The following is a 13,604-nucleotide window of genomic DNA, read 5'->3' on the forward strand; positions in this document are numbered from 1 at the left end:
TATAGCGTCGGAGAAGAACCGCGATGAAGCGCGCGACAGACATGAGGCACGAGGACAGGAGCGTCTGCGCCCCTCGTGACGGTGCGCTACCTCTCGCCCTGACAAGACACAGTCCCCACGCGCCGCGACCCCCGGGACGGGGCTCGTCCGGCTGTGCATACGGAACCCATGGCAAAGAAAATGCTCATCGACGCCACCCACGCGGAGGAAACCCGCGTCGTGGTGGTGGACGGCAACAAGGTCGAGGAATTCGACTTTGAGTCCGAAAACAAGCGGCAGCTCGCCGGCAATATCTACCTTGCAAAGGTAACGCGGGTCGAACCCTCGCTTCAGGCGGCCTTCGTGGACTATGGCGGCAACCGCCACGGCTTCCTCGCCTTCTCGGAAATCCACCCGGATTACTACCAGATCCCGGTCGCTGACCGGAAGGCGCTGATGGAGGAGGAGGCAGAGCTTGCCGCCGCTGCCGCCGAGGAAGAAGAGAAGCCCAAGCGGTCGCGTTCGCGGTCGCGCCGGAAGCCTGCGAAGACAACCGAGGCCCCGGAGGCTCAGGCCGACAAGGCGGACAAGGCTCCCCGCGAGATCAGCGGGATGGAAACCATCGATCTTGGCGAGGACGGCGATGCCGGCGAGCCGGGCGAGGGCCTGTCGCCGATGGAAACCGTGGCCGAGACCCCGGTGGCAGAGCCTGACGGCACGCCGGATACCGGTGTGGCCGAAGCCACGCCCGCGGAACAGGCGCTGCCGGATCACGTGACCGAGGCACCCGCCGCCGCTGGCGCGGACGTGCCCGGAGAGACCCCGACAGAGGAACCCGCGCCCGCCGAGGCGCCGGAAAACCCGACCCCCGCCGAGACCCCGGCAGAGCCGCCCGCGCCTTCCGAGCTGCCCGAGCCGACGCCCGCCGAGACGCCGGTCCAAAGCCCCGACGAGGCCGGTGCAGAGGCCGGGGACGCCGGGCAGGACAGTCAAGAGGACGAGCCCAAGGGCCGCCCCATGGCCGCCGACAGCGACGATGACGCCGATGTGATCACCGCCGAGCCGGGCGGTTCCGACGACGATGACGACGACTCTTCTGACGGCGACGATGGCATCGAATCCGTCGCCGACGACGACACCGAGGAAGACATCCGCCCGGTGCGCAAGCCGTCGCGCGCGCGCCGCTACAAGATCCAGGAAGTCATCAAGGTCCGCCAGATCATGCTGGTGCAGGTCGTCAAGGAAGAGCGTGGCAACAAGGGCGCCGCTCTGACCACCTACCTGTCGCTGGCCGGTCGCTACTGCGTGCTGATGCCCAACACCGCGCGCGGCGGCGGCATCAGCCGCAAGATCACCAATGCCACCGACCGGCAGAAGCTGAAGGCCATCGCCAACGAGATCGACGTGCCCAAGGGCGCGGGCCTGATCATCCGCACGGCGGGCGCCAAGCGCACCAAGACCGAGATCAAGCGCGACTACGAATACCTGCAGCGCCTGTGGGAGCAGATCCGCGAGCTGACGCTGAAGAGCATCGCGCCCGCGAAGATCTACGAAGAGGGCGACCTGATCAAACGCTCGATCCGCGATCTGTATTCGCGCGAGATCGACGAGGTCTGGGTCGAGGGCGAGCGCGGCTACCGCGTGGCCAAGGACTTCATGAAGATGATCATGCCGTCCCACGCCAAGAACGTGAAGCACTACCAGGACCAGATGCCGCTGTTCGCGCGCTATCAGGTCGAGTCGTACCTTGGCGGCATGTTCAACCCGACCGTGCAGCTGAAGTCCGGCGGCTATATCGTCATCGGCGTGACCGAGGCGCTGGTGGCCATCGACGTGAACTCTGGCCGGGCCACGAAAGAGGGCTCGATCGAAGAGACCGCGCTGAAGACCAATCTCGAGGCCGCCGAAGAGGTCGCTCGCCAGCTGCGCCTGCGCGACCTTGCGGGGCTGATCGTCATCGACTTCATCGACATGGACGAGCGCAAGAACAACGCCGCCGTCGAGAAGCGCATCAAGGACAAGCTGAAGACCGACCGCGCCCGCATCCAGGTGGGCCGGATCTCGGGCTTCGGCCTGCTGGAGATGTCGCGCCAGCGCCTGCGCCCCGGCATGATCGAGGCAACGACGCAGCCGTGCCCCGCCTGTCACGGCACCGGGCTGATCCGGTCCGACGACAATATGGCGCTGAACATCCTGCGTCAGGTCGAGGAAGAGGGCACGCGCCGCCGCTCGCGCGAGGTGCTGCTGAAATGCCCGGTGGGCATCGCCAACTACCTGATGAACCAGAAGCGCGAGCATGTGGCCCAGATCGAAAGCCGCTACGGCATGTCCGTGCGGATCGAGGGGGACGTGCACCTGGTCTCGCCCGACTTCACGCTTGAGAAGTTCAAGACCGCGACCCGCGTGGTGCCCGAGGCGGCGCCGGTGGTGTCGGTCGATACCTCGATCATGGACGAGATCGACGAAGCGGCAGAAGCCGCAGAGGCCGAGGAACTGGAAGCCGCCGAGAAGGCCGAGGCCGAGGTATCTGAGGTGCGCGCGCCCTCGTCCGACGAGGACGGGGAGGACGACGGCAAGCCCGAGGAAGCGCCGTCGCCGCCGTCGCCGCAAGTCCAAGTCCCGCGACAACGGCGAGGGGCAGGATGGGGCAGAGGCCTCTGACAAGCCCGAGGGCGACAGCGCCGAGGATGGCACCGGCGCCGCGTCGGACAACGACCAGCCCGCGCAGAGCCCCGCCGCCGAAGCGCCTGCCACCCCGGCAGAGCCTGTCGCGGCAGAGGCATCGGATGGTGCCGTGGCCGAAGCTGAAACCGCCGAGGCCGCGCCCGAAACCGCGCCCGAGGCAGAGGTTGCCGAGCCGGTGAAGGAAAGGCCGAAGCGGACCCGCAGCCGGACGCGCAAGCCCAAGGTCGTGACGGAAGAGCCCGCCGCGCCCGCTGCCGAAGCCAGCGATGATGCGGCGCCCGCAGCGGCGGCCCCGGAGGCCGTGACGGAGACTGTGACCGAAGCGGCGCCTGCCGCAACCGAGGTGGCGGACACTGCCGAGGCGGCGACCCCGTCCGAGGCTCCGGCGCCCGAGGCGCAGGCCGAAACCGCAGAGGCCCCGCAGGAAGGGCCGAAGCGCAGGCGCACGCGGGCCAAGGCCTCTGACGTCATCGCGTCGGTCGTCGGCGCCCCGGCAGAGCCTGACGCGCCCGTCGAAGCCAAGGACGAGGCGCCGGTTGCTCCGGTGGTGGAGGAGACTGTGACCGAGGCGGCGCCCGAGCCTGCCGAGGCTGAAGAAGCGCCCGCCGCAGAAGCGCCCGAGGCAGCTCGAACGGGCTGGCGAGGACGACAAGCCGAAACGCCGCGGCTGGTGGTCCCCGGGCCGCTGATCCGGCAGGACAGACAAGGAAAGCCCCGGCGCGACGCCGGGGCTTTTTCTTTTCAGATCAGGTGATTGTGAAACGGTCTTGATGTCTTGCCGAGCACCGGATCCCTGTCGGCGGACACGGCGGACACGGCGGACACGGCGGACACGGCGGACACGGCGGACACGGCGGACACGGCGGACACGGCGGACACGGCGGACACGGCGGACACGGCGGACACGGCGGACACGGCGGACACGGCGGACACGGCGGACGCAGGGCCCGCCGGATGCACATCAGCCGCGGCGTATCGTCCAGATCATCACGTTGCCGTCCTCGGCCTGTGTTTCCAGATGATGCCCGGCCTCGGCGCAGAAATGCGGGACGTCGACGATCGCCGCCGGATCGTCGGTGCGCAGCACCAGCAGGCCTCCCGGTTCCAGCGCCCGCAGGCGTTTGCGGGCCTTTAGGACGGGCAGGGGACAAAGCAGGCCGGTGGCGTCGAGTTCATGGGTCATGGCGCAGACATAGAGCGTTTCGACCGGGCGGAGAAGCGGCTCTGCGCGGATTTTCCACCGGCCCGCGACAGGCGGCCCGCGGGGCCGGGGCGGCGCGCCATGGCCCTACGCCCTGGGATGTTTCAAAGACGCCACGCGGATGTGACCCGGGCGGAGCGTGACGCGCCCGCCCGGATGGCCTAAGCCCTGACACATGTTCGGAATCGAGATCATCGACGCATCCCTCTTGCCCGCCATGTTCGTGGCGCTGGCGGCGGGATTCATTTCTTTCCTCTCGCCCTGCGTGCTGCCGGTCGTGCCGCCCTACCTTGCCTATATGAGCGGGGTTTCGATGACGGAGCTGGGGGCCTCGCGCCGCAAGGCGCTGATGTCGGCGCTGTTCTTCGTGCTGGGGCTCTCCACGGTCTTCCTGCTGCTGGGGGCGGCGGCCTCTGCGGCGGGGCGGGCGCTGTTGCAGTATCAGGCGCATCTGAATGCCGCGGCGGGCGTGACGGTGATGATCTTCGGCGCGCATTTCGTCGGGGTCTACCGCATCGGCTTCCTCGACCGCGAAGCGCGCATGGATGCGGGCGACCGCGGCGGCAGCGCCTTCGGCGCCTATGTGCTGGGGCTGGCCTTCGCCTTCGGCTGGACGCCCTGCATCGGCCCGCAGCTTGGGGCGATCCTGTCGCTGGCCGCGTCCGAGGCCTCTGTCTCGCGCGGGACGGCGCTGCTGGGCGTCTACGCGGCGGGCCTGGGCATTCCCTTCCTGCTGGTCGCGGCCTTCCTGCCGCGCCTGACCGGCGCCATGGCCTGGATGAAGCGCCACATGCAGCAGATCGAACGCGCCATGGGGCTGCTTCTGTGGACCATCGGGCTGATGATGCTGACGGGTGGTTTCTCGGCGCTGTCCTTCTGGCTGCTCGAAACCTTCCCGGCGCTCGCGACACTGGGCTAGGCGGCGCCCCTCGCGGGCGCCGAAGTCCATGGTGGACTTCGGACCGGACTTCGGTGCGAAGTCCGGTTGCGCGCGGGGCGGGGCGCGCGCCATACTCCTGCCGGATTGCCAGGCTAGGCTGACCGGCAAAACGAGGGCGCGCCATGGCAGAGCAGCACGACACCCCGCAGGAAGTGGCCCGGCGCCGGGTCTTCTACATTCCCGGCTACGACCCGATTCACCCCCGGCGCTACCGCGAGCTCTACCGCAAGGAGGGCGCGGCGCAGGCGGCAATCTCGGGCTACGCGCTGACGCTGCGTCCCAAGCAGGGCGGCGGCGCCTATGGCTGGCACGTGCAGACGGTCATGGAGGGCGCGGAAACCCGCGCGGATATCGAGGTGCTGGTCTGGTCCGACATCGTTCGCGACAGCATGTCGAACAGCATCCCGGCAACCTACGCGCAGCTTGTCCGCACCTCGTGGGAATACATCGCCACCGGCGCACTGCGGCGGCTGATGCGGCTGCGCAAGGGGCCGGTGATCGCCGCGCTCTACCCGGTCGGGGCGCTTCTGGTGCAACTCGGTCTTGCGCTGCTGCTGGGCTGGGCGGGATTCGCGCTGATCGGCCTGCTGACGCCCTGGCTGGGCATCGCCGCCACGCTGTCCGGCCTTGTCGCATGGGGCGGCATCGCCTATGCGGTGCTGCGCTGGTTCCGGGCCGAGGACGGCAAGCTCTTCGCCTATTACCTGATGCACGACTACGCCTTCTCGGGCCTCCACCGGGGCGCCAACCCGCCCGCGCTGGAGGCCCGCATGTCAGAGTTTGCCGCCACCATCGGCGCCGCCCTGACCGAAGACGTCGACGAGGTTCTGGTGGTCGGCCATTCCTCGGGTGCGCATCTGGCGGTTTCGATCCTCGCCGACCTGATCCGCGCGGGGCGCGTGCCCGCCAACGGGCCGCGCCTGGCCTTCCTCAGCCTCGGACAGGTGGTGCCCATGGTGTCCTTCCTGCGCGACGCCCACCGGCTGCGGGCCGACCTGCGCTTCCTCTCGGCCAGCGAGGCGCTGACATGGGTCGACGTGACCGCGCCCGGGGACGGCTGCGCCTTCGCGCTCTGCGATCCGGTCAGCGTCTCGGGGGTGGCGCCCGCAGACAAGCGCTGGCCGCTGGTCTTCTCGGCGCAGTTCACCCGGTCGCTCAGCCCCAAACGCTGGAAGGAACTGCGCTGGCGCTTCTTCCGCCTGCATTTCCAGTATCTCTGCGCTTTCGACCGTACCGCGCGACTACGACTATTTCCGCATCACCGCCGGCCCCCTGTCGCTGGCCAGCCGCTACGCCGGGCGCCCGCCCTCGGCCAGCCGCATCGACCACGCGGTGTCCAAGTATACGAGCGTCGCCGCATGATCCCCCGAAACCGGCGGCGCGCCCGGACCGGGTCTCGCTCTGGCGCTACGTGAAACTCTTCCGGCAGGACATCCTCTCGGCCCAGCCCGCGCGGCTCTACCGGGCCTGGATGGCAGAGTTCAGGACGCCCTTCTTCCGCTCCTACCTGCTGAACCAGCCCGATCTGGTGAAGACGGTGCTGAAGGAGCGCCCGATGGATTTCCCCAAATCCGACCGCATCGGCGCCGGGCTGCGCCCGCTTCTGGGCAACTCTGTCTTCCTGACCAATGGCGCCGAGTGGCAGCGCCAGCGACGCATCATCGACCCGGCCTTCGAAGGCGGACGCCTGCGCGAGACCTACCCGGCCATGTGGCAGGCGGCGCTTGCGGCGCGCGACCGGCTGGCGGGGCAGCTGGGTACCGGGGGCGCAGAGGTCGAGGTGGAGGAACAGGCCAGCCACGCCGCCGCCGACGTCATCTTTCGCACGCTCTTCTCGATCCCCATCGAGGACGCGCTGGCGCAGGAGGTCTTCCACGAATTCCGCGCCTACCAGCGCAGCCAGCCGATCCTGAACCTCGCCGCCTTCATCCCCGGCCCGCGCTGGATGCCGCGCTTCTTCCGGCGCGACACCCGCGCCGCGGCCACCCGCATCCGAAGCCTCATCACGCAACTGACAGAGGCGCGCCAGAAGGCCATCGCCGCAGGCACCGCGCCCGACGACCTCGCCACCAAGATCATGACGACCCGCGACCCCGAGACCGGGCAGACCTTCTCCGCCGCCGAGATGGTCGACCAGGTGGCGATCTTCTTCCTTGCCGGGCATGAGACCTCGGCGTCGGCGCTCGGCTGGGCGCTTTTCCTCCCGGCCACACATCCCGAATGGCAGGACCGCGTGGCGGCCGAGGGCCGCGCGGTCAACGCCGACTTCGCCAGCGTCTCGAAACTGCGCGTGACCCGCGACGTCTTCCGCGAGACCCTGCGGCTCTACCCGCCGGTGCCGATGATGGTGCGCGAAACGACCCGGCCCGAGCGCTTCCGCGACCGCGCCATCCCCGAGGCGGCACAGATGGTGCTCAGCCCCTGGCACCTGCACCGCCACACGCGCCTGTGGGACAACCCCGATGGCTTCGACCCCGCCCGCTGGCAGACCGAGAACGGCAGGACCTGCGGGCGCGAGGCCTACATTCCCTTCAGCGCAGGCCCGCGTGTCTGCACCGGCGCGGGCTTTGCCATGGTCGAGGGCGTCCTGCTGCTGGCCCTGTTGCTGCGCGACTTCCGCGTGACGCCCGTCACGAACCGCACCCCGATCCCCGAAGCGCATCTGACCGTGCGCGCGCGCGACGGCATCTGGCTGAGGGTTGAGGAACGCTGACCGGCACGCCCGGGGCGGGTTCGGAATGAAGGTATTTGGACCAAGAAGAAACACCCGCCCGCCCGGGCAACGGGTGTCCCACGCCGCCAGTCGGGCGTGCCCTGGGCTTCTTCTTGGCACAAATACCCAAGTGCGACCGTGCCGCTAGCCCGCGGTTGGCGTTTGGCGAAGCCCCGGCCAGGTTTAGCGTTAACAGTGGCGCGCGCCCCTATACCCGCTTCGCGGGACGGGGTATCGACCATGTCTAGAGATTTCACCGTGGCGAGGAAGAGTACATGACACAGGACGATTTCGCGAAGATGAAGGCGCAGATGGCGGGCGGCAAGGGGTTCATCGCCGCGCTCGACCAGTCGGGCGGCTCGACCCCCAAGGCGCTGGGGCTCTACGGCGTCACCGAGGACATGTACGACGGCGAAGAGGCCATGTTCGGCCAGATCCACGAGATGCGCACGCGGATCATCAAGGCGCCTGACTTCACTGGCGAGAAGGTGATCGGCGCGATCCTGTTCGAGCGCACCATGCGCGGGGCCGTGGATGGCACCCCGGTGGCAGAGTACCTGTGGAACAGCCTGTCCGTCGTGCCCTTCCTGAAGATCGACAAGGGGCTCGAGGACGAGGCCAATGGCGTGCAGATGATGAAGCCGATTCCGGGTCTGGAAGAGAGGCTGAAAGAGGCCGCGGGCCTCGGCGTCTTCGGCACCAAGGAGCGCTCGGTCATCCACGAGGCCAATGCCGAGGGGATCAAGGCCGTCGTGGCGCAGCAGTTCGAGGTGGGCGCCACTGTGGTGTCCTGCGGGCTGGTGCCGATTATCGAGCCCGAAGTCTCGATCAACTCCGCCACCAAGGCCGAGGCCGAGGCGATCCTGAAGGACGCGCTCAAGGCCGGCCTCGACGCGCTGCCCGAGGGGCATGACGTGATGCTCAAGCTGACCATCCCCAGCGAGGACGGGCTCTACGACGATCTGGCCGATCACCCGCGCGTGGTGCGTGTGGTGGCCCTGTCGGGGGGCTATTCCACCGACGAGGCCTGTGCGCGTCTGGCGCGGCAGCCGAAGATGATCGCCTCTTTCAGCCGGGCGCTGGCCGAGGGCCTGTCGAAGCAGCAATCCGATGCCGCGTTCAACGCGGCCCTCGGCTCGAACATCGACAAGATCTACCAGGCCTCGCTGTAAGCGACCCGCCCGGCATCTTCGTACCCGGCCGCGCCTGCCCGCGCGGCCGGGTCTTTGTCTGTCGTCACGGCGTGGGCCGCGCCCGGAAATCCGCCAGCCGCTTGCCCGGTTCATCGACGAAGAGGCCGGGCAGGGGCGTCAGCGCCCCGATCCGGTCGATGCGCAGGGTGGCGAAATCGCCCGCCGTCTCGTCCCAGGCCACGCAGGTCCAGACCCGTCCCCAGTAGTCGATATGCAGGGGCCGGATGTCCCGGACCTGGCCGTCGAGCGTGACCCGCAGCTTCTGCCGGGCGCGGATGGCGGCCCGGATCGCGGGCATATGGGTGAAGCCGCGCGCCGCTTCCGCAAAGGCATCGGTGGCAAAGCCGAAGGGCGCCGGCGCGCTGCCCGCGTCTTCGGGCAGGACCGTGTCGATCTTGCGGGCGAGGCTGCGGGCGGCGGCGGCCTGCTCGGCCATCTCGGAGGCGCCGAGCGCGGCGAGCGCGAGGTGCAGCGCCTCGAGCTCTGCCTCTGTCAGGTTGAGCGGCGGCAGGGTGATGGCGGCCTGCACCGTGTAGCCGTAGCCCCGCGCGCCCTCGACCGGAACGCCGGAGGCGGCGAGCACCTCCATGTCGCGGTAGATCGTGCGGACCGAGACCTTCAGATCCTGTGCCATGGCCTCTGCCGTGTGCAGCCTGCCGTCGCGCAGCCGCTGCATCAGGGCGTACAGCCGGTCTTTCCTGTTCATGCGTCAACCTCTGTGCCGGGGGCAAATTCCTTGCAAGGAATTTGGAAGGATTTTGCAAAATCCTTCCGCGCCGCGCTGCTATACTGACAAAATCCTGACAACTGACAAGGTCATGACACACGTGGTCGGGCATAGCGGCGCTTTGGCGCTTTTGTCGGGCGCCGGGAGCCGTTAGAACCCTGTCTCGGATTTCACGCGTCGCAAGGGCTGCGGCGCCGGACAAGGAGACCGCCATGTTGAACAATATCGGCCTTCCGGGCCTTCTGCTGATCGCCGTCGTCGTGCTCGTTCTGTTTGGGCGGGGCAAGATTTCCTCGCTGATGGGCGAGGTCGGCAAGGGCATCACCGCCTTCAAGAAGGGCGTGAGCGAAGGCGGCCAGGAACTTGAAGACCAGAAAAAAGCGGAAGAGGCGCGCGACGTGACCCCGCAGGCGCCGGAGCACAACCCGTACTCGACGAGAAGGACAAGGTGTAACCCGCCATGTTCGATCTTGGCTGGACCGAACTCATGGTCATCGGGGTCGTGGCGTTGATCGTCGTCGGCCCCAAGGACCTGCCGATGCTGTTTCGCAACGTGGGCCGCTTCATGGGCAAGGCCCGCGGCATGGCGCGCGAGTTCAGCCGGGCCATGAACGATGCGGCGGAGGAATCCGGCGTGCGCGACGTGGCCAAGACCTTCAAGACCGCGACCAACCCGATGAGCAGCGCCATGGACGGCGTCAAGGACGCGGCGAAATCGCTGACTGACATCGACCCGGAGAAGGCCGCCCCGAAACCCGGTAGCGAAACCGCCAAGCTGTCGCAGGAGCGCGACGAGGCCCGCCGCAAGATCGAGGCCAGTGCCGCCCGGGCGACCGCCGACCGCAAGAAGCGCGAGGCGGAGGAGGCCATGAAGAAGGCCGAGGCGCTGGAGGCGGACCTGACGGCGCCGGGTGAGGACACCCCGAAGGGGACCGACGCATGAGCCATATCGAAGACGACATCGAGGACAGCGCCGCGCCGCTGATCGAACATCTGGCCGAGCTGCGCACGCGGCTGATCCGGTCGGTCATCGCCTTCATCATCGGGATCGTTCTGGCCTTCGTCGTGGCCGAACCGATCCTGCAATTCCTGCTGCAGCCGATCGAGGCGACCCTGCGCGACCTCGGCGACCCCTCGCCGACGCTGCAGTATACCTCGCCGCAGGAATACCTCTTCACGCTGTTCCGGATCTCGATGGTCTTCGGCTTCGCGCTGGCCTTCCCGGTGATCGCGCACCAGATGTGGCGTTTCGTGGCGCCGGGTCTGTACCGCTCGGAGAAGGCGGCCTTCCTGCCGTTCACCATCGCCTCGCCGATCATGTTCCTGCTGGGCGCCTCCTTTGCGCATTTCGTGGTGACGCCGCTGGCGATGGCCTTCTTCCTGGGCTTCGCCGATGTCAGTTCGATCTTCGCCAACCTGCTGGCGCAGACCACCGACGCGGTGCCCGATGCCGCCGCCGTGGTGCCCGCCACCGAGGACGGGCTGCGGATCACCTTTTTCGGCAAGGTCAACGAGTCGCTCGACATCACGCTGAAGTTCATCATCGCCTTCGGCCTGTGCTTTCAGCTTCCGGTGCTGCTGACGCTGATGGGCAAGGCCGGGCTGGTCTCTGCCGAGGGGCTGGGCAACGTGCGCAAATACGCGGTGGTCGGCATCCTGCTGCTGGCCGCGCTTGTGACGCCGCCGGATGTGATCACGCAGATGATCCTCTTTACCGTCGTCTACGGCCTGTACGAGATCTCGATCTTCCTGGTCGCCCGCGTCGAGAAGAAGCGCGAGGCCGACCTGCGGGCACAGGGCCTGTGGTTCGAGGAGGAGAACGGCGAAGAGGACCCGCTGGTCAAGGAATTCGACGAGGACGAGAAGTGAGCAAGACCCTGAAACGGATCGCGGCGGCGCTGGAACGCATGGCGCCGCCGCCCCCGGACGCGCCGGATTTCGATGCAGAGGCCTTTGTCTGGCACGTGGCACCCGATGCGTTGGTGCCGGTGCCGCGGGTCAGCCGCATCGAGCTGGAGCTGCTGGTGGGCATCGACCGGGCGCGCGACACGCTTTATGCCAATACGCTGCAATTCGCCCGCGGCCTGCCTGCCAACAACGCGCTGCTCTGGGGCGCGCGGGGGATGGGCAAATCCAGCGTCGTCAAGGCGGTCCATGCCGCCGTGCGCGCGGAAGGCCCGGACCTCAAGCTGGTGGAGCTGCAACGCGAGGACCTGCCGTCCGTCGGTCGCCTGCTGGCGCTCTTGCGCGACGCGCCCTATCGTTTTGTGCTGTTCTGCGACGACCTCAGCTTCAGTCATGACGACCAGCACTACAAATCGCTGAAGGCGGTGCTGGACGGCGGGGTCGAGGGGCGCCCGGACAACGTGGTGCTCTACGCCACCTCGAACCGCCGCCACCTGATGCCGCGCGACATGATCGAGAACGAACGCTCGTCCTCGATCAACCCCTCGGAGGCGGTGGAAGAGAAGGTTTCGCTGTCGGATCGCTTCGGGCTGTGGCTGGGCTTCCACCCCTGTTCGCAGGACGAATACCTTGCGATGATCCGGGGCTATTGCGACAGCCACGGCGTGGCGATCGACGACGAGACCCTGCGCGCCGAGGCGATCGAATGGCAGGCCACGCGCGGGTCGCGGTCCGGCCGGGTGGCCTGGCAGTATTTCACCGACCTTGCCGGTCGAAAGGGCGTGGCGCTGAGCTGAGCGCCGCCTTCCGGGCGGCGGTGGCGATTCTGCCGGCCTGAGCCTCGGTAAGAGGGTGTGGAGGGGGCTCTGCCCCCGCTGCGCTCCCCCGAGGTATTTTGGACCAAGAAGAAGCAGAAGGCCGTGCCGGGGCTGGCCGCGGGCGGGGGTTACCGCTTTCGGATCTTGATGGAGCTTGCGCCGTGATACCCCAGCGCGCGGGCGCCGTGCGCAGGGGTATGGGGGCTTTTGGAAAAACCCGGGTGCGTCAGCGCAGGTAGGGCATCGGATCGGTGGATTCGAAGCCTTTGCGGACCTCGAAATGCAGGAAGGAGGGATCGCCGGAGCGCACGCGGGCGATGGACTGGCCCTTGCTGACCGCGTCGCCCTTCTTGACCGAGATGTCGTCGACATAGGTGTAGACCGAGATCAGGTCGTCCGGGTGGCGGATCAGCATGAACTTGACGCCTTCGTCGGTGGCCGAGATCGCCGCGACCTCGGCCCGAGGCGGCGGCCTTGACCGGGGTGCCCGGGGCGGCGGAGATGTCGATGCCCTCGTTCCGGCCCTTGGCGTATTCGCGGATGATCGAGCCGCTGACCGGCATGGACATGGCGCCGCCGCCGCTGCTGCTGGCGGCCTTCTTCTGGCCGATATCGGCCACCGGTTCCGCCGGTTTCGGCGCCGGTTTGTCGACCGTCGCCGCAGGGGCCGCGGCGGCGGTCTGGTTGGCGGGGGGCAGGACCTCTGTCGGCAGCGGCTTGGAGGCGGAGGGCGGTTGCGGCGTGGCCGTGCCTGCGCCGGGCACCGTCACCTGCGCGCTCTGCTGCGGTTGCGGCACGTTCTTGGCCGTCGGAATCAGCAGGTACTGGCCTTCGCGCAGCGAGAAGTTGCTGTCGAGCCCGTTCCATTCCGCCAGCGCGCGCGGGGTGACCTGATAGAGGCGCGCGATGGTAAAGGCGGTCTCGCCGCGCGCGACCTTGTGGCGCACCGGCTCGGTGCCGGTCTGCGGCGTCTGCGCGGGGCGGATGGCGGAGGGGGCGCGCTCGATGGCGCTGCCGGCCGGGGTCGCCACATCCACAGAGGCGGGCGGCTGGATCGGCCCGGTCGTCGCCGCGCCGGTGGCGGGCGAGGGCTCGGCCACGCGGCGGGGCAGGGCTATGATCTCACCCGCGCGCAGCGGGTCGTTCACCTGCACGCCGTTGTAGCGCGCCAGTTCCGGCGCCGGCAGTCCGATGCGGGTGGCGACGGAATTCAGCGTATCGCCGCGCCGGGCCACGGCGACCTGGTAGTTCGGGTAGGAGATCACGCCCCGGTCGTCCGGCTGCGGGCGATTGTCCACGGCCTGCAGGGCGGCCTGAGAGGTATCGACCGCCCCGCCCATGCGTCCGCGCATATCCAGATCGAGGCCGCCATCGCAGGCGCCAAGGGCGATCAGCAGGCCAAGGGCCGTGAAGGAACGGGTCGGGGTTGTCATCTCTCGATTT

Annotated in this window: 11 protein-coding genes and 3 pseudogenes; 10 read left to right on the plus strand and 4 right to left on the minus strand. The window is 68.4% G+C overall.

Features of this window, described 5'->3' with window-relative positions; all coding sequences use genetic code 11:
* Positions 1-168: 168 nt before the first annotated feature.
* Both ABFB10_RS17590 and ABFB10_RS17595 read left to right on the plus strand, forming a co-directional pair.
* Positions 169-2,640 (plus strand): Rne/Rng family ribonuclease, encoded by a 2,472-nt coding sequence (locus ABFB10_RS17590; protein WP_347167487.1) that lies wholly within the window; start codon positions 169-171, stop codon positions 2,638-2,640.
* Positions 2,641-2,773: 133 nt separating this feature from the next.
* On the plus strand, positions 2,774-3,418 hold the full coding sequence (locus tag ABFB10_RS17595; protein ID WP_347167488.1) for a hypothetical protein: 645 nt from the start codon (positions 2,774-2,776) through the stop codon (positions 3,416-3,418).
* Here ABFB10_RS17595 and ABFB10_RS17600 read toward each other — a convergent pair.
* Together ABFB10_RS17600 and ABFB10_RS17605 are read right to left on the minus strand one after the other, a co-directional pair.
* Positions 3,406-3,597, minus strand: a complete 192-nt coding sequence (locus ABFB10_RS17600; protein ID WP_347167489.1) for a hypothetical protein — start codon at positions 3,595-3,597, stop codon at positions 3,406-3,408. The two genes, ABFB10_RS17595 and ABFB10_RS17600, sit on opposite strands and share 13 nt — an antisense overlap.
* Positions 3,598-3,625: 28 nt before the next feature.
* Positions 3,626-3,847: a sulfurtransferase TusA family protein gene (locus tag ABFB10_RS17605; protein WP_347167490.1), complete on the minus strand. Its 222-nt coding sequence runs from the start codon at positions 3,845-3,847 to the stop codon at positions 3,626-3,628.
* 193 nt (positions 3,848-4,040) lie between these two features.
* On the opposite strand from ABFB10_RS17605, the gene ABFB10_RS17610 reads away from it, so the two are divergent.
* The 4 genes and pseudogenes from ABFB10_RS17610 (at position 4,041) to ABFB10_RS17625 (ending at position 8,690) form a co-directional block, all read left to right on the plus strand.
* Positions 4,041-4,784: a cytochrome c biogenesis CcdA family protein gene (locus ABFB10_RS17610; RefSeq protein WP_347167491.1), complete on the plus strand. Its 744-nt coding sequence runs from the start codon at positions 4,041-4,043 to the stop codon at positions 4,782-4,784.
* Between the two features lie 143 nt (positions 4,785-4,927).
* Positions 4,928-6,167, plus strand: a pseudogene (locus tag ABFB10_RS17615) (hypothetical protein).
* A gap of 49 nt (positions 6,168-6,216) precedes the next feature.
* Complete coding sequence (locus ABFB10_RS17620; RefSeq protein ID WP_347167492.1) at positions 6,217-7,518, plus strand: cytochrome P450; 1,302 nt, start codon at positions 6,217-6,219, stop codon at positions 7,516-7,518.
* A 275-nt stretch (positions 7,519-7,793) separates the two neighbouring features.
* Positions 7,794-8,690 (plus strand): fructose bisphosphate aldolase, encoded by an 897-nt coding sequence (locus ABFB10_RS17625; RefSeq protein WP_347167493.1) that lies wholly within the window; start codon positions 7,794-7,796, stop codon positions 8,688-8,690.
* Positions 8,691-8,754: 64 nt separating this feature from the next.
* On the opposite strand, the gene ABFB10_RS17630 is transcribed toward ABFB10_RS17625, so the two are convergent.
* The gene (locus ABFB10_RS17630; protein ID WP_347167494.1) at positions 8,755-9,417 is read right to left on the minus strand and encodes a helix-turn-helix transcriptional regulator; all 663 of its coding nucleotides are present in this window, start codon (positions 9,415-9,417) and stop codon (positions 8,755-8,757) included.
* Between the two features lie 233 nt (positions 9,418-9,650).
* Between ABFB10_RS17630 and ABFB10_RS17635 the strand changes: the two are divergent.
* The 4 genes and pseudogenes from ABFB10_RS17635 to ABFB10_RS17650 all read left to right on the plus strand — a co-directional run.
* Positions 9,651-9,848: pseudogene (locus tag ABFB10_RS17635) on the plus strand (twin-arginine translocase TatA/TatE family subunit); the annotation flags it as partial.
* A gap of 50 nt (positions 9,849-9,898) precedes the next feature.
* Positions 9,899-10,381, plus strand: coding sequence for a Sec-independent protein translocase protein TatB (gene tatB / locus ABFB10_RS17640; RefSeq protein ID WP_347167495.1), 483 nt, complete (start codon positions 9,899-9,901; stop codon positions 10,379-10,381).
* Positions 10,378-11,307: a twin-arginine translocase subunit TatC gene (gene tatC / locus ABFB10_RS17645; RefSeq protein WP_347167496.1), complete on the plus strand. Its 930-nt coding sequence runs from the start codon at positions 10,378-10,380 to the stop codon at positions 11,305-11,307. Before tatB ends, tatC begins: the two co-directional genes overlap by 4 nt.
* A 38-nt stretch (positions 11,308-11,345) precedes the next feature.
* Positions 11,346-12,140, plus strand: coding sequence for an ATP-binding protein (locus ABFB10_RS17650; protein WP_430523049.1), 795 nt, complete (start codon positions 11,346-11,348; stop codon positions 12,138-12,140).
* Positions 12,141-12,387: 247 nt separating this feature from the next.
* Here ABFB10_RS17650 and ABFB10_RS24255 read toward each other — a convergent pair.
* Positions 12,388-13,594: pseudogene (locus ABFB10_RS24255) on the minus strand (peptidoglycan DD-metalloendopeptidase family protein).
* Positions 13,595-13,604: the final 10 nt, after the last annotated feature.

Origin of the sequence: Ponticoccus litoralis (genome assembly GCF_039769985.1) — a bacterium.
In the GTDB taxonomy this organism is placed as follows: Bacteria; Pseudomonadota; Alphaproteobacteria; order Rhodobacterales; family Rhodobacteraceae; genus Ponticoccus; species Ponticoccus litoralis.